We start from the raw sequence: 13,919 nt of genomic DNA, 5'->3' as shown, positions 1-13,919 counted from the left end.
TCTGATATTTGATGCCCGGCTTTCTATTCGAACTCGAAGCGGGATAGCCGTTTTATAAACCCCGATACCTTCTAAACGTTCGTATGAAACAATTCTTTCTCTCCGCCGTCCTGCTGGGGATGCTCGTCGGCTGTAATAACTCCCAAAAACAACAAGAATCGTCAACCATGTCGGATAGTACAAGCACAGCGACCGCTGATTCAGCCAGCGGTTTGCCTGATCGCTCGCGTTTTCAGAAAGACGTCGAAGGGAAACAGGCTGATTTATTTGTTTTGACCAATGCCAGCGGAATGAAAGTCGCCATCACAAACTACGGCGGCCGCATTGTCAGCATTCTGGTGCCGGATAAAACCGGTAAACTACTGGATGTAAACCTGGGCCACAGCAGCATCGATGACTACTTGGAAAACGAATCGTTCTTCGGAACGCTGGTGGGTCGGTACGGCAACCGGATCGGAAAAGGGAAATTTACGCTCGACGGCAAAACGTATCAGCTCGCGACCAACAACGGCCCCAATTCCCTGCATGGGGGTAAAAAAGGCTTCAACGCCAAGATGTGGGACGCCACGCCGGTGGGCAGCAACGGCCTGAAACTGCACTATGTTTCGCCGGATGGCGAAGAAAATTATCCGGGAACGCTGACGGTCGATGTGACGTATACACTGACCGATGATAATGGCATCAAGATTGATTATCAGGCTACTACCGACAAAAGTACGGTCGTGAACCTGACCAACCACGCCTATTTCAACCTGAATGGCGAAGGCTCCGGCTCCGTGGCCGACCATCTGGTGGAAATCAAGGCCGATCGCTACACGCCGGTGGACGCAACCCTGATTCCGACGGGCGAACTGGCTCCGGTGGATGGAACGCCGTTCGACCTGCGGAAACCGGTTGCCATCGGCGAGCGCCAGGATGCCGACCACCCGCAGATTAAAAACGGGGGCGGTTTCGACCATAATTTCGTTCTGAACGGCGGCCAGACCGCTGAACCACGGCTGATTGCCACAGTGACCTCGCCCAAAACCGGCATCTCGATGGATGTGTTGACGACGGAGCCGGGGGTGCAGTTTTACGGCGGGAACTTCCTGAATGGAAAACGGATCGGCAAAAGCGGCAAACCGTACGACAAACGGTCGGCGTTCTGTCTGGAAACCCAGCACTTTCCCGATTCGCCCAATCAGTCCAAGTTCCCAACGACGGTTTTGAAACCGGGTGAAACGTACAAAACCACGACGGAATACCGGTTTTCGGTGAAGTAATTTTTTCTTTTAACGCTAAATGTAAAATGATGAATGCTAAATGTAAAAGTTAGGAGCAGCCAGCCGATCACTTTTACATTTAGCATTCATCATTTTACATTTAGTCTTAACAGTCCTTACAACTTGTGAAAAATCAAATTCAATTTAGACTACAGACTGCTATTCTGGTCGTTCTGGCGGTTTTGTCACTCCAGGCCAGCGCGCAGCAGTGGACGCCCAAGCAGGCTAACGACTGGTATAAAAGCCAGCCCTGGCTGGTGGGGAGTAATTTTATGCCCGCCAGTGCCATTAACCAGTTAGAAATGTGGCAGGCCGAAAGCTTTGATCCGAAAACGATTGATAAAGAACTGGGCTATGCCGAGAAGCTGGGCATGAACACGATGCGGGTTTTTCTGCACGACATGGTGTGGCGGCAGGATGCCAAAGGGTTCAAAAACCGCATTGACCAGTTTCTGTCGCTGTGTGCCAAACACAACATCAAACCCATGCTGGTGTTGTTCGACTCGTGCTGGGACCCGCAGCCGAAGCTGGGCAAACAACATGCACCCGTTATGGGGCGGCACAATTCGGGCTGGGTGCAAGGCCCCGGCGCGGCCATTCTGGGCGATAAAAGCAAGTGGGAAAGTCTGCGGAGTTACGTGAAAGACATCGTGGGTTCGTTCCGGGCCGACAAGCGGATTCTGGCGTGGGACATTGTCAACGAACCGGATAACGACAACGCCAACAGCTATGGCCGCAACGGCAAAATCAAAACCGAATTGCCCAACAAAGCCCAACTCGGCACCGAACTGGTGAAAGCCGGTTTTGGCTGGGCGCGGGAAGCCAAACCAACACAGCCCATTACGTCGGGACCCTGGAAAGGGGATTGGTCGTCGCTCGAAAAAATGGATGATATGAACCGGTTTCTGGTTCAGAATTCCGATGTGATTACGTTCCACAACTACGGAAAGCCGGATGATTTCAAAAAGCGGGTAGCGGATCTTAAGAAATTTGGCCGCCCCCTGATCTGTACGGAGTACATGGCTCGCCCGGCGGGTAGCACGTTTGAAGGCTCGCTGCCGATTGCGAAAGCCGAGAATGTGGGAATGATGAACTGGGGCTTTGTGTCCGGTAAATCGAACACCATTTATCCGTGGGACTCGTGGCAGAAGCAGTACACCGCCGAGCCGCCGGTGTGGTTCCACGATATTTTCCGCGAGAACGGTCAGCCGTATATTCCAGCCGAAACGGCATTTATCAAGAAGATGACTGGGAAGAAGTAATGGTTTTGATGGCTAAAAAAAATGGTTAAATGGTTGAACATGGTTTTGATGACAGAAATGGTTAAAAATTGTTAGTAGCAATTCAACCATTTTTAACCATCAAAACCATTTTCAACCATTTAACACTTAAAAGAATTTTAATTCTCCTGCATTTTCTCACCGGCTTTTTCTACTTTCTTGCCGGTTTTGCGTTTCGCTTCACGCGCTTTCTGCTTGGTTTCTTTGGCCGTTTCCCGAACCTCATCGCCCGCGTCGTCCGCGGCTTTGTCTATTTTCTTACCGGCTTTTTTGGCTTTCCGTTTCGCTTCCTGCTTGGTTTCGCGGGCTTCGTCTCCTACCTCATCGGCGGCTTTTTTCACCGTTTGGCCGGCATGATGCGCGGTCTCCTTCGCTTCCTCTTTCACTGTCTGCGCATTTGCTGTAAAACCGAATGCGGCCAGCAGAGCAACAATCCACAATTTTTTCATGATGTTGGTTGGAATTATTTTAAGTCTCCTCTTATAACCAGCATCCGAGGGCAATTGTTGGGTAAAACCAGAAAATCCTCCTTTGCCGGGAGGATTTTCTGGTTACTCTGAACGTTAAGCGGCTGATTACTGGACGCTTGAGAAAAAGAGATACGTTTGCAGCAGGTAGTCGATAACCGCCGTGCCGTGGTCTTTTCCGGGCAGCGGTTTTATTTCGACATTGGTAGCTCCCCGTTTTCGCATGGCGTCGTAGGCATCCTGCGTATTGAAAAAGAACACCAGATTATCGGCATCACCGTGGAACAGATAGGTTGGCGTTTTGGGCTTCCAGTCGTAAACATCGTTGTCTTTGACCGCATTCAAAAACCCGGTTTCCGTCCCGTCGTTCACCGCTTTCTTGAAACTATCCGTGAAGATATCGCTGATGCTAACGTTGATGTTGATGTTTATTCCATTCTGGGTGGCCTGCGTCGCATACGGCTCTTTCAGATAATAACTCATCGGTTTGTTGAGCTTATACAAGCTGTTATACGTGAGCATTGTCCACAGATACAGGCGGTTATAGCTGGCAATACCGTGCGTTTTCTGGTTGATGATGTACTTCATGAAGGCCGTTTTGTGGTAAGCCCCCGCGCCAATGCTGGAAGCTGCCAGCGTAAATTCGGACGGAAATTCTTCTTCAATCTTTTTCTGCAACGACATCGTGGCAAAACCGCCTTCCGAGTAGCCGGTAAGCAACAGCCGGTTATCCCATTTGATCGACTTTTGCTTGATGAATTCTTTCGCGGCCCGAATCATGTCCAGCGAGGCCGTGGCCAGCCCTTCGCGGTGTTCGTAGGTATGCGGAATAGCCTTCGATTCACCGTAACCGATGTAGTCCGGGCAAACCATGATGTAGCCGTTGGAGGCAAAAAACGTACCGCCAAAAGCGGCATCGCTGCCCGGCCCGAAATTGGACGGCGCATCGGCATCGTTCAGAATGGTTCCGTGTTGCTGGCTGATCATCGGCACCGCCGTCGTGACGGTCGGAACAATAATCGCTCCCGACGCTTTCGTGGCCGTTCCATCGGGCAGTTTGGTGTTGTAAACCAGTTTATACACCTTGACATCGTAGCGCAGAAATCCCTTGATAATGCTCTGGTACTGAGCCGGGAATTGCTGGGCAATCTGCGTCCCAAGCTGATCCTTGGTGAATGCGTTAATGTCGGAACTGCTGACCAGATAAACATCGGGTTCGGGTTTGGGATCAGAACCGGTTCCGGTGGTATCACAGCCCGACAGAAGAACCGTGATGGACAGGAGAAGGGACAGCAGAAACTCCTTGCGATTAATCAGCATACGAATGAGTTGGGTCGTAAAGGGGTAGAAAAAGGGCGTTTTCCGGAATCAGAAAACGCCTGTTTTGACAACAACGCTCCAAAGCGCTTAGTTCGTGTCGGTTAAAGCCGTTCCTCAAATAATTTCAGGATGCGCTTGTACTCGTCCATCCAACTGGTGGGTTCCACAAACGCGTGGTCTTCAACGGGATAGGACGCCACTTCCCAGTTTTCTTTCCGAAGCTCGATCAGTCGCTGGGTGAGCCGGACAACATCCTGGTAATGAACGTTTACGTCGACCATGCCGTGGCAAATGAGCAGATGCCCTTTCAGGCCGTTGGCAAAATAGATGGGCGAACTCCGGCGGTAGGCCAGCGTGTCGCTAAACGGTTCGTTCAGAATGTTGGCCGTGTAGCCGTGGTTGTAGGCCGCCCAGTCGGTCACGGGCCGCAGGGCGGCTCCGGCCGCAAACACGTCGGGCGTCGTGAACATGGCCATAAGGGTGATAAAACCGCCGTACGAACCGCCGTACAAACCGATCCGTTTGGCATCCACGCCCTGGGTTTTGACGAGCCACTGGGCCGCATCGACGTTGTCCGTTAAATCCTTGCCGCCCATGTGCCGGTAGATGCCCGTCCGCCAGTCGCGACCGTAGCCCGCACTGGCGCGGTAGTCGATGTCCAACACCGTGTAGCCCTTGTCGGCCAGTAAGTTATGGAACATGTATTCCCGAAAATACTGGCTCCACCACTTGTGCGCATTTTGCAGATAGCCCGCGCCATGCACAAATACCACGGCTTTTCCATTGGGTTTGGCGGGTTTGTACAGCCGTCCGTAAATGGTTTGTCCATCGCGGGCCGGAATGGTTACGATGGCCGGATCACGCCAGGAATACGCCTGAAATTCAGGGGTTAGTGACATCGTAAGCTGAACCGGCGTTGGTGCAGGGGACAGTTTTTGCTTCCCTTTGTTTACGCTTACTAGTTCGTTTTTCACTAAAAACAACTCCCACGGTTTGTTGCTGTAAGAGTAGCGAATGGCCAGTTGGGTTTCATCGGGCGAAAGCGTCACGTCGTTGGCACCAGTCATCGTGGTCAGTTTCACGCGTTCTCCACCGTCGACGGCCATCCGGTAAAAATGCTGCTCGCCGGGATGAAGCTCATTGGTGGTCAGGTAAAAGAATTTCTTGTCGTTCGACAATTGGATCTGCTGCACCTCGAATTTCCCCTTTGTCAACTGCTTTTTCTCGCCCGTTTCCACATTGACCGTGTAGAGGTGGGAATAACCGTCGGCTTCGGAAGGGAAATAGAAGGTCTGATTATCCGCCAGAAAACCGGTCATGCCCGTCAGAGGGCCAAAACCGCTGACCCACGCTTCGTCGCGCTGACGGTCGAGGAGTTTCAACTGCCGGGTGGCAGGGTCGAGCCGCATGATCCAGCGGTCTTTGTTGTCGAAGGCGCGGATGATCACCACGGCGTATTTGCCGTCTTCCGACCAGATTGGCCCACTGATCGTCACGCTGCGATCCGCCAGTTTTTTCGTCTTTTTGATCGTGTCGGTGGTCACTTCGGCGGCCGATGGACCGCGCCGGTTGCCATCGGGAACGGATGCCGGCGACGGAACGGTTTTGGCATAATCCGGCGAATCCGTAATCCCCGGAATCGATTTGGTCGAAACCGCCTGAATCGTATCCCGCTGAATATCATACACGTAAAACTCGGAACTGGCCAATGGGGCGCCGACTTTGGTGCGGGCGGTGAGGTCTTCCGTAAAACCGGATTCCGTTACGTAGCTCGGCACAATGGCGGTTTTGGCTCCCTGTGCTGACTTTTGCAGTGAGAACGTCACAAACCGGCCGTCGGGGCTGAGTCGCTGATTCTGAACGGTTTTTCCTTCGGTATAGAACTGCTTCGGACGTTTGGGTTGCCCGGCTTTCGTAATTTTCTCGCCCTCGTCCTTCTTCGCTTTCCGTTCTTTTAGCACATCGAACAGCGCCAGTTGGTCGCGTTTGAGCCAGGTTTCCTGATCGTTGGTCTTGGGGTCCGGTTTTTTGGTGCCGGGGTCAAGGTTCGTGACCTGCGTCCATTCGCCGGTTGCCAGCGAAACCGTGAAGAGATTGTTCGACCGGGCAAAAACCACTTTTTGCTCATCGCCACTGAACGATGGATTGCTTTCCCGCTCAACGGTATTGGTCAGTTGCCGGACGGTTTGCCCGCTGGTTTTGCCCGGTTTGCAGTCGAGCAGAAACAGGTCGCCGTCTTTTTCGTAGAGTTTCAGGGTGCGGGCGCGGTTGTAGGTTCCGCCGGTAGCGGGAGGTAGTTTTTGCCGTTCCGCAGCGGCCACTTTGACGGGTTTTCGGTCGCCGGTGAGGGGTATTTTATACAGCGAATCCCCTTTGGCTTTCGTCGGGTTCCAGTTGAAATAAATCGTTTTGGAATCTTCCGCCCAGAAAACCCCCGATGGCGACGTTCCGATCCAGCCCTTTGGATCCTGCATGATTTTTTCGACGGTGAGCGGGGGTGGGCTTGAGGTCGGCGTTTGGGCTGTTGCCCTGACAATCAGCAGACAACCCAATCCGATGAGCAGTTGTTTCATTGATGAATAAGAGGCTAGTACGCTTTTAAACAATGAAATTAGCGAGAAAAAGGGAAAAGGCTTAGATTTGGACAAAAACAAGCGTTGGAACCTCCAACTTTGGTGTTATTTTTTGGTATAGTATTGAAAAAGGATGCGGTACGTTATTCACGCTTACGATTATACCGACGATCAGGCCATGGACCGGCGTCTGGCCGTTCGCCCGAACCACTTCGATGGCGCGCGTCAATTGAAAGCCGACGGGCACTTTGTGCTCGGTGGTGCATTGCTCGACCCCGACGGCAAGATGATTGGCTCCATGATGTTGCTCGATTTTGATACGGAAGACCAATTGAACGACTGGTTGCAGAACGAGGTGTATATTTCAGGAAAAGTTTGGGAACGAATTGACATCAAGCCGTTTAAGCAGGCGGATGTATAAGAAAATGTACGGTTCACGATTTTTGGTTTACGGTTGCTCACGCATGCTATTTGTAACACGCGTCAGCAACCGTAAACCAAAAACCGTAAACCGAATACCGAAAAACGAATGATTCAGGCAGCAATATTTGACATGGACGGCCTTCTGGTCGATTCGGAGCCGTTCTGGCGGGAAGTAGAGATTGAGGTATTTCGTACAGTCGGTCTGGAAATGGACGACGAGATGTGTAAACGGACTACCGGTTTGCCCACCGACACCGTGGTGCGGTATTGGTACGAAAAATACCCCTGGCACAACCGGAGCGTGGAGGAGGTGAATGCCGATATTATTCAGGGTGCCTACGATCAGATTGGAAAACGCGCGGGGCCGATGCCGGGCGTTCCGGCCATTCTGGAGTTGTTTCGGCAGCAGGGCATTCCGATGGCGATTGCGTCGGCATCGCCCATGCACCTGATTGAAGTCGTGCTGGACCGGCTGAACATCCGGTCGTATTTCACCCTCTGGCATTCGGCCACCCTGGAAAAACGCAACAAACCGCACCCGGATGTTTATCTGGGAACGGCCCGTAAACTCGGCGTTGAGCCTCACCGGTGTATTGCGTTTGAAGATTCCGGAAATGGCCTGAAATCGGCTCACGCGGCTGAAATGCTGACGGTTTCGGTACCCGCCGATTATGAATTCGATGACCCGAAGTTCGACCTGGCTACGCTAAAAATTCCGTCGTTGACGGCGTTTACCCTGTCCCAATTGCGGGAACTGGAAAATCAATTGTCAATCACACAAATAACCCGCTGAAAACCTAAACCCACTATGCCTATCCGCCTTTATCAACTTGATGCGTTTACCGACCAGCTTTTTGGCGGAAACCCGGCTGCGGTCTGCCCGCTGACGGAATGGCTACCCGACGAAACCATGCAGGCCATTGCGGCAGAAAACAACCTGGCCGAAACGGCTTTTTACGTGCCGACCGATCAGGAAAACGGTTTTTATCACATTCGCTGGTTTACGCCCACGGTAGAAGTCGACCTGTGTGGTCATGCCACGCTGGCGTCGGCCTACGTGGTGTTTTTCCTGGAAAAAACGGCCGAAGGCGATGCCATTGCGTTCGATTCACGCAGCGGATTGCTGCGGGTTCGGCGCGAAGACGACTGGCTCGTGCTGGATTTTCCGACCGACAGCACGCACATCGCCATTCAGCCACCGGCCCTGGAAACGAGTCTGGGCGGTATCAAACCGGTGGAAGTGTTGAAAGGGAAAACGGATTACCTGATTGTTTTCGAGAACGAGCAGCAGATTCTGGACATGCAGCCCGACTTCCGCGAACTGGCAACCATTCCGGCGCGCGGGGTGATCGTAACGGCACCCGGAAATGCAACCGAAAACGGCCCCATCGACTTTGTTTCCCGGTTTTTTGGTCCGCAGTCCGGCATTGACGAAGATCCGGTGACGGGTTCGGCGCATACGACCCTCATTCCGTATTGGGCCGAAAAGCTCGGTAAAACGGAGCTGACGGCCCGCCAGATTTCCAAACGGGGTGGTTTTCTGCGGTGTAAATTACTGGAGGATCGCGTTGAAATTGCCGGACAGGTGAAACTCTACCTGACGGGCGAATTCGAACTTTAAAGTCCCTCATCGACCGACGGTTTTCCGGGGCCATTCAGGAGCAGAAAGACACTCATTGCCACCAAATTAAGGGCTGGCATGGTGTTTTTGTACGTATCCTGAATGGCCACATGCCCCACCAAAACCGCCAGCACAAAGTTGATCAGCAGGAAAAAAGCCGCCCAGCGCGTCCAGAGTCCGGCAATCATCAGAATCGCTCCCAAAAACTCGGCATAGGCCGACAGCGTTGCCCCGACCAGCGGCAACGGAAATCCCAGACTTTTCAGCCAGTCGGCATACCCTGGAATTCCTTCGGCGGGATGCAAGGCCGTATGCCCGGCCGCGTCGATGAGTTGATAGCCGAACGCCAGCCGGAGCAGGAAGGGCGCATAGGGGCGAAGGCGGGATACACGAGCGGATGCCTCTTTCATGGAAAATTTCAATTAATAGGAGTGGTGATTTATGTCCCGTTTAAAAACAATATTTGTACTTATTCTAAATAAGTAATACTTTTGTTGCGCAATGTTGAAAGCGCCATGAATGAATTGACCGAAAAATCGTTTGAATTCTCTTTTGCAGCCGAAAACGCCAAAGCGTTTGGTGCTAACCCTTTTCTGGGGGAAGCGGACTGTGTGTTTAAAAAGTGCTGCAAAAAATGGAAAAAGAAAGGGAATCACTGCAAAAAGTGCCCCGAAAAGTAAAAGTTTCTTCCAAGATACCTTCTTCTTTTTTAGCCGTATCGTAAAAAGATGAGCGGTATTTCTGCCAACTTTGTGGCATGAAATGCCACTACGAAATGTACGACGGTTTTCCCCCCGAAACCACGCTGCAAGGAATAATTCAATTGCACCAGCGGGTATTCACCGGTCAGACACCCGAACAGCTTTTTCAGGAATTTGAGGAAATGAAAAACCGCCGGTTGTTGACGATCGTGGCTACCGACGATCAAACGATTGTGGGCTATAAAATGGGATATCAGCGTAAACCGGGCCATTTCTACAGTTGGCTGGGCTGCGTAAACCCGGATTACCGGCGGCAGGGCATCGCGGGCGAGCTGATGCGCCAGCAACACGACTGGTGCAAAACCAAAGGCTACCAGACCGTTCGGACCCACACCCGCAATCAATGGCGCGACATGCTCATCCTGAATCTGCGACACGGGTTTGACATTATCGGAACCGTCACCAGCACGAACAGCCACACCACGTTAGTACTGGAAAAGACGCTTTAAAGACAGACTTTTCCGGCAGACCGGGTTCGCTCCGTCGTTCGCGGGGAACTTGATCCGGTTCAGATTTGTAGTTTCGCCGATGCATCTGTACATCCACATCCCTTTCTGCAAACAGGCCTGTCACTACTGTGACTTTCATTTTAGCACCAGTCTGAAGCAGAAAACGGTGCTGGTCGAGGCACTTTGCCGGGAAATCGAACTGCAAAAAGACTACCTCCCCACCCGCCAGCTGGAGACCATTTACCTGGGTGGCGGCACGCCCTCACTGCTGAACGAATCCGAATTGCAGCAGCTTTTCGAGACCATTCACCGGTTTTATACCGTGGCGCCGGATGCTGAAATTACGCTCGAAGCCAATCCGGACGATTTGGTGGGACCGGCGGCAGACCCGCTGGCTCCGTTGCGGCTTTTTCGGCAGTATGTCAACCGGTTGAGCATTGGCATTCAGTCGTTTCATGAGCCGAATTTACGCCTGATGAACCGCGCCCATTCGGCCACCGAAGCCGAAAAATGTGTGCAATTCGCCCGGGAAGCCGGTTTTGATAACCTCACGATTGATCTGATTTACGGCATTCCCGCCGAAACACACGGTGTTTGGGAGGACGATCTTTCGAAAGCGCTTTCGTTTGGCATCCCGCACATTTCGGCCTACTGTCTGACCATCGAACCGGGGACGGTTTTTGGAAATTGGCAGAAAAAAGGCCGGTTGCAGGCTGCCGACGACGAATTTGCCGCCGACCAGTTTACGATCCTCGTGCAAACGCTGGTGGCCCATGGCTACGAACAGTACGAAATCTCGAATTTTGCCCGGCCGGGTTGGGAAGCCCGCCACAACAGCAGCTACTGGAAACGGCGGCCGTACTTGGGCATTGGCCCCAGTGCGCACTCGTTCAACCACCACAGCCGTCAGTATAATGTCGCCAACAATGCGCAGTATGTCCGGGCCATTGAAAAAGGCGAAATTCCGGGAATGGTCGAGGAATTGTCACGGGCTGATCAGGTAAATGAGTATGTCCTGACAGGAATCCGGACGAAATGGGGCTGCGATGTCCGGGAGCTTACGGCGCTGGCCGGAACCGATTTTGAAGCGCTTCGCCGGACTGAACTGCAACGTTTATACAACCGGGGCTGGCTCTCGCTCCAGAACCATCGATTAACCTTAACCGAAGCCGGCAAACTGTTTGCCGACCGCGTAGCCTCGGAGCTTTTTATCAGTTAGGAGTGAAGAATTAAGAGTTATGAGCGGGATGACGTATGCTAACCTAAAACTCATAACTCTTAATTCTTCACTCATAACTCATTACTCTTTACTATTTTTACGTTTAATGAGTACTCTTCGTTCCGCTAAAGTCAATCGTTTGCGCTCGTCAACCCCTTCTTCGGCCTCCTCCCGTTCGGGCCAGTCCCCGCGCATTGGGGCTTCTCTCCGTCAGCGTCCGTGGCTGGAACGGGCGGTTCGGCTGGTTGCTAAATTGATCACGCTGTCTTTTCTGCTTTCGTTTGGCTGGGTGGTGCTGCTGAAATACCTGCCGGTTTCGTTTACGCCCCTGATGATTTCGCGGAAACTGGAAGCGATGGGCGAGGATCAGGACAGCAGGCTCTACAAGAACTGGACGCCCTACGAATCGATTTCGAAGGAAGTGGCGCTGGCCGTCGTGGCGTCGGAAGACCAGGCGTTTCCAGCCCATTGGGGATTCGATTTCGACGAAATTCAGGATGCCATCAAAGACAACCAGCACCGGAAACGGCCGCGGGGTGCCAGCACGATTTCGCAGCAGGTGGCCAAAAATGTTTTTCTGTGGAATGGCCGCAGCTACCTGCGCAAAGGGCTGGAAGTCTATTTCACATTTTTGATCGAACTGATCTGGGGCAAGGAACGCATCCTGGAAGTGTATCTGAACGTGGCCGAAACCGGCCCGCTGACCTTCGGAGTCGAGGCCGCTTCCCGGCGGTATTATGGTCATTCGGCTCAATCCCTGACACGAACCGAGGCTGCCCGCATTGCCGCCGTTTTGCCCAACCCCCGCCTGTTCTCCATCAAAAAACCGTCGGCTTATACCCAGAAACGAACCCGCCAGATTGCCCGCCAGATGCGCTATCTGGGTGGGCGTGCTTACCTTAAAAATTTGTAAAACCGTTAATTTATTCGTATTTTTAATACGAAAGAAAAGTCTGATTTAGAATAGTTATAGACTGATCTAAATCTTACAGATAAGTAAGCTGGTTTTCCTTTTAAAGCGGCTTTTTTTCTTTTCATTCATATGACATAATCTCTGTTAATCGGTTCTGTTCACTAATTTTATTGTTAGGAACGCACACCATCGTAACGGCACCCTTTATCTGATCAGTATCACAATGCCACAGTCGGCCAAGTTATTGCACTCCCCTTCCTTACAGCGAAAAATCTATGTCATCATCGTTGATGATGATGAGGATGATCGCCATTTTATTCATCGGGCGTTTCAAAACGTGGGGGCAAAACACCAGATTCTGCAGTATGAAGATGGTGAGCAGTTGATGCACAGTTTGCTGGAAAGTGACGAAGCCGAAGAGAAAATTGCCCGGTGCGGACTCATTATTCTGGACGTTAATATGCACCGGATGAGCGGAATCGAAGTGTTGGAAGCCATCAAAACCAACGATTCGTTAAAGCATATTCCGACCGTGATGTTATCGACCTCTATTGAGGAAGATCTGGTGCAAAAAGCCTACAGTCTGGGAGCCAATGGGTATCTCCAAAAGCCCAATCTCATGGACGATTACAACCACCTGGTCATTAGCATGCAGGCCTGTTTTCTGGAGGTTCCCAGTGTTCGCTGGTCCAAGCTGCTCTGAGCTTCCGGTTATTGCAATTCGGTTGTCGGGTCCCAAAGCACTTTTCTGAATTCCACGACACGGTCGTCCTGTACCAGAACCCCTTCGGCCGCCAACAACTCCTGCATGGCAGTTGGGCTGCCAAAAAAATGTTTGCCGGACAAAACGCCGATCCGGTTGACAACGCGGTGGGCTGGCACATCGCGCCCGTGGGCCGCATTCATGGCCCAGCCCACCATGCGGGCTCCCGCGCGCAGGCTCAGGTACTGAGCAATGGCGCCGTAGGTCGTCACCCGCCCCGCCGGAACGAGCCGAACCACGTCGTAGACATCTTCAAAGTAATCGCGGTGTTCCATACGCACCCGAATCAGGGCTACTTTTCTTCGATTTCCTTCACCAGCTCGCCATACCAGGCCGGGCCGTACATGCGGATCAGGGGTTCTTTCAGAAACTTGTAGACTTCGACGCCCAGTTGTTCGCCAAAGTCACAGGCCGGACTGCAAATGGGCCAGCGGTCGTAATTGAGGGCGTGAAAACTGTCGTATTTGGTGATCCGGATCGGGTACAGATGGCACGAAATGGGTTTCTTGAAATCCACTTTCCCGTCATTATACGCTTCCTCGATACCGCATTTCAGAATACCGCGTTGGTCGTAATTGGCAAAAACGCATTCGCGCCCTTCGATAGTGGTCGTAACAAAACCGCCGTCCTCGTCGGATTCGTACAAGCCGTCCTTTTCGATGGCGGCCACGCCTTCGGGCATCAGGTACGGTTTGACCAGCGGATAGATCGCGTCCAGTACCGCCAGTTCCGAGGTCTCCAGCGGGGCACCCAGATCGCCTTCGACGCAGCAGGCACCCTTGCATTTGTCCAGGTTACAGACGAAAAACTTCTCGGCCACATCATCGCTGATGCAGGTGTTGTCAATGAGTATCATGGATTTGTCGGA

General features: G+C 52.3%; 15 protein-coding genes. 9 read left to right on the top strand and 6 right to left on the bottom strand.

Features of this window, described 5'->3' with window-relative positions:
• Positions 1-83: 83 nt before the first annotated feature.
• Positions 84-1,262 carry an aldose epimerase family protein gene (locus F0P93_RS20970; protein ID WP_150879564.1) on the top strand — a complete coding sequence of 393 codons (1,179 nt, stop codon included), beginning with the start codon at positions 84-86 and terminating at the stop codon, positions 1,260-1,262.
• A gap of 125 nt (positions 1,263-1,387) precedes the next feature.
• Entirely contained in the window at positions 1,388-2,524 is a 1,137-nt protein-coding gene (locus F0P93_RS20965; protein ID WP_225309575.1) for an endo-1,4-beta-xylanase, read from the top strand.
• Between the two features lie 137 nt (positions 2,525-2,661).
• Here the strand turns inward: F0P93_RS20965 and F0P93_RS20960 are convergent, their stop codons facing one another.
• The 3 genes from F0P93_RS20960 to F0P93_RS20950 all read right to left on the bottom strand — a co-directional run bounded on the left by F0P93_RS20960 (position 2,662) and on the right by F0P93_RS20950 (position 6,902).
• Positions 2,662-2,991, bottom strand: coding sequence for a hypothetical protein (locus F0P93_RS20960; protein WP_114409907.1), 330 nt, complete (start codon positions 2,989-2,991; stop codon positions 2,662-2,664).
• Positions 2,992-3,117: 126 nt separating this feature from the next.
• Positions 3,118-4,329 carry an alpha/beta hydrolase family protein gene (locus F0P93_RS20955; protein ID WP_150879562.1) on the bottom strand — a complete coding sequence of 404 codons (1,212 nt, stop codon included), beginning with the start codon at positions 4,327-4,329 and terminating at the stop codon, positions 3,118-3,120.
• Positions 4,330-4,430: 101 nt separating this feature from the next.
• Positions 4,431-6,902: a S9 family peptidase gene (locus F0P93_RS20950; protein WP_150879561.1), complete on the bottom strand. Its 2,472-nt coding sequence runs from the start codon at positions 6,900-6,902 to the stop codon at positions 4,431-4,433.
• Between the two features lie 133 nt (positions 6,903-7,035).
• Here F0P93_RS20950 and F0P93_RS20945 point away from each other — a divergent pair, with 133 nt between their 5' ends.
• From F0P93_RS20945 to F0P93_RS20935, 3 genes are all read left to right on the top strand, one after another.
• On the top strand, positions 7,036-7,323 hold the full coding sequence (locus F0P93_RS20945) for a YciI family protein (RefSeq protein WP_150879559.1): 288 nt from the start codon (positions 7,036-7,038) through the stop codon (positions 7,321-7,323).
• A gap of 108 nt (positions 7,324-7,431) precedes the next feature.
• Positions 7,432-8,118, top strand: coding sequence for a hexitol phosphatase HxpB (hxpB, locus tag F0P93_RS20940; RefSeq protein ID WP_150879557.1), 687 nt, complete (start codon positions 7,432-7,434; stop codon positions 8,116-8,118).
• Between the two features lie 15 nt (positions 8,119-8,133).
• Positions 8,134-8,946: a PhzF family protein gene (locus F0P93_RS20935; protein ID WP_150879556.1), complete on the top strand. Its 813-nt coding sequence runs from the start codon at positions 8,134-8,136 to the stop codon at positions 8,944-8,946.
• Here the strand turns inward: F0P93_RS20935 and F0P93_RS20930 are convergent.
• Positions 8,943-9,356 carry a DoxX family protein gene (locus F0P93_RS20930; protein WP_150879554.1) on the bottom strand — a complete coding sequence of 138 codons (414 nt, stop codon included), beginning with the start codon at positions 9,354-9,356 and terminating at the stop codon, positions 8,943-8,945. The genes F0P93_RS20935 and F0P93_RS20930 overlap by 4 nt on opposite strands.
• Before the next feature lie 347 nt (positions 9,357-9,703).
• On the opposite strand from F0P93_RS20930, the gene F0P93_RS20925 reads away from it, so the two are divergent.
• From F0P93_RS20925 to F0P93_RS20910, 4 genes are all read left to right on the top strand, one after another.
• Positions 9,704-10,156 (top strand): GNAT family N-acetyltransferase, encoded by a 453-nt coding sequence (locus F0P93_RS20925; RefSeq protein ID WP_150879552.1) that lies wholly within the window; start codon positions 9,704-9,706, stop codon positions 10,154-10,156.
• 79 nt (positions 10,157-10,235) lie between these two features.
• Complete coding sequence (hemW, locus tag F0P93_RS20920; protein ID WP_150879550.1) at positions 10,236-11,375, top strand: radical SAM family heme chaperone HemW; 1,140 nt, start codon at positions 10,236-10,238, stop codon at positions 11,373-11,375.
• Between the two features lie 106 nt (positions 11,376-11,481).
• Positions 11,482-12,288 (top strand): monofunctional biosynthetic peptidoglycan transglycosylase, encoded by an 807-nt coding sequence (mtgA, locus tag F0P93_RS20915; protein WP_150879548.1) that lies wholly within the window; start codon positions 11,482-11,484, stop codon positions 12,286-12,288.
• A 223-nt stretch (positions 12,289-12,511) separates the two neighbouring features.
• Positions 12,512-12,991, top strand: a complete 480-nt coding sequence (locus F0P93_RS20910) for a response regulator (protein ID WP_150879546.1) — start codon at positions 12,512-12,514, stop codon at positions 12,989-12,991.
• Between the two features lie 8 nt (positions 12,992-12,999).
• On the opposite strand, the gene F0P93_RS20905 is transcribed toward F0P93_RS20910, so the two are convergent.
• Both F0P93_RS20905 and F0P93_RS20900 read right to left on the bottom strand, forming a co-directional pair.
• Positions 13,000-13,326, bottom strand: coding sequence for an MGMT family protein (locus F0P93_RS20905; RefSeq protein WP_150879544.1), 327 nt, complete (start codon positions 13,324-13,326; stop codon positions 13,000-13,002).
• A 17-nt stretch (positions 13,327-13,343) separates the two neighbouring features.
• The gene (locus F0P93_RS20900) at positions 13,344-13,907 is read right to left on the bottom strand and encodes a DUF3109 family protein (protein WP_150879542.1); all 564 of its coding nucleotides are present in this window, start codon (positions 13,905-13,907) and stop codon (positions 13,344-13,346) included.
• Positions 13,908-13,919 lie beyond the last annotated feature (12 nt).

Source organism: Larkinella humicola (genome assembly GCF_008727875.1).
Lineage (GTDB): Bacteria > Bacteroidota > Bacteroidia > Cytophagales > Spirosomataceae > Larkinella > Larkinella humicola.
Note: the sequence above shows the minus strand (reverse complement) of the source record. Positions and strands in the feature narration are given on the sequence as shown.

Excerpts from the sequence above, each read along its gene's own strand:
- F0P93_RS20970 (WP_150879564.1), top strand. The coding sequence starts at position 84 with ATGAAACAATTCTTTCTCTCCGCCGTCCTGCTGGGGATGCTCGTCGGC.
- F0P93_RS20960 (WP_114409907.1), bottom strand. The coding sequence starts at position 2,991 with ATGAAAAAATTGTGGATTGTTGCTCTGCTGGCCGCATTCGGTTTTACA.
- F0P93_RS20955 (WP_150879562.1), bottom strand. The coding sequence starts at position 4,329 with ATGCTGATTAATCGCAAGGAGTTTCTGCTGTCCCTTCTCCTGTCCATC.
- F0P93_RS20950 (WP_150879561.1), bottom strand. The coding sequence starts at position 6,902 with ATGAAACAACTGCTCATCGGATTGGGTTGTCTGCTGATTGTCAGGGCA.
- F0P93_RS20945 (WP_150879559.1), top strand. The coding sequence starts at position 7,036 with ATGCGGTACGTTATTCACGCTTACGATTATACCGACGATCAGGCCATG.
- hxpB (WP_150879557.1), top strand. The coding sequence starts at position 7,432 with ATGATTCAGGCAGCAATATTTGACATGGACGGCCTTCTGGTCGATTCG.
- F0P93_RS20935 (WP_150879556.1), top strand. The coding sequence starts at position 8,134 with ATGCCTATCCGCCTTTATCAACTTGATGCGTTTACCGACCAGCTTTTT.
- F0P93_RS20930 (WP_150879554.1), bottom strand. The coding sequence starts at position 9,356 with ATGAAAGAGGCATCCGCTCGTGTATCCCGCCTTCGCCCCTATGCGCCC.
- F0P93_RS20925 (WP_150879552.1), top strand. The coding sequence starts at position 9,704 with ATGAAATGCCACTACGAAATGTACGACGGTTTTCCCCCCGAAACCACG.
- hemW (WP_150879550.1), top strand. The coding sequence starts at position 10,236 with ATGCATCTGTACATCCACATCCCTTTCTGCAAACAGGCCTGTCACTAC.
- mtgA (WP_150879548.1), top strand. The coding sequence starts at position 11,482 with ATGAGTACTCTTCGTTCCGCTAAAGTCAATCGTTTGCGCTCGTCAACC.
- F0P93_RS20910 (WP_150879546.1), top strand. The coding sequence starts at position 12,512 with ATGCCACAGTCGGCCAAGTTATTGCACTCCCCTTCCTTACAGCGAAAA.
- F0P93_RS20905 (WP_150879544.1), bottom strand. The coding sequence starts at position 13,326 with ATGGAACACCGCGATTACTTTGAAGATGTCTACGACGTGGTTCGGCTC.
- F0P93_RS20900 (WP_150879542.1), bottom strand. The coding sequence starts at position 13,907 with ATGATACTCATTGACAACACCTGCATCAGCGATGATGTGGCCGAGAAG.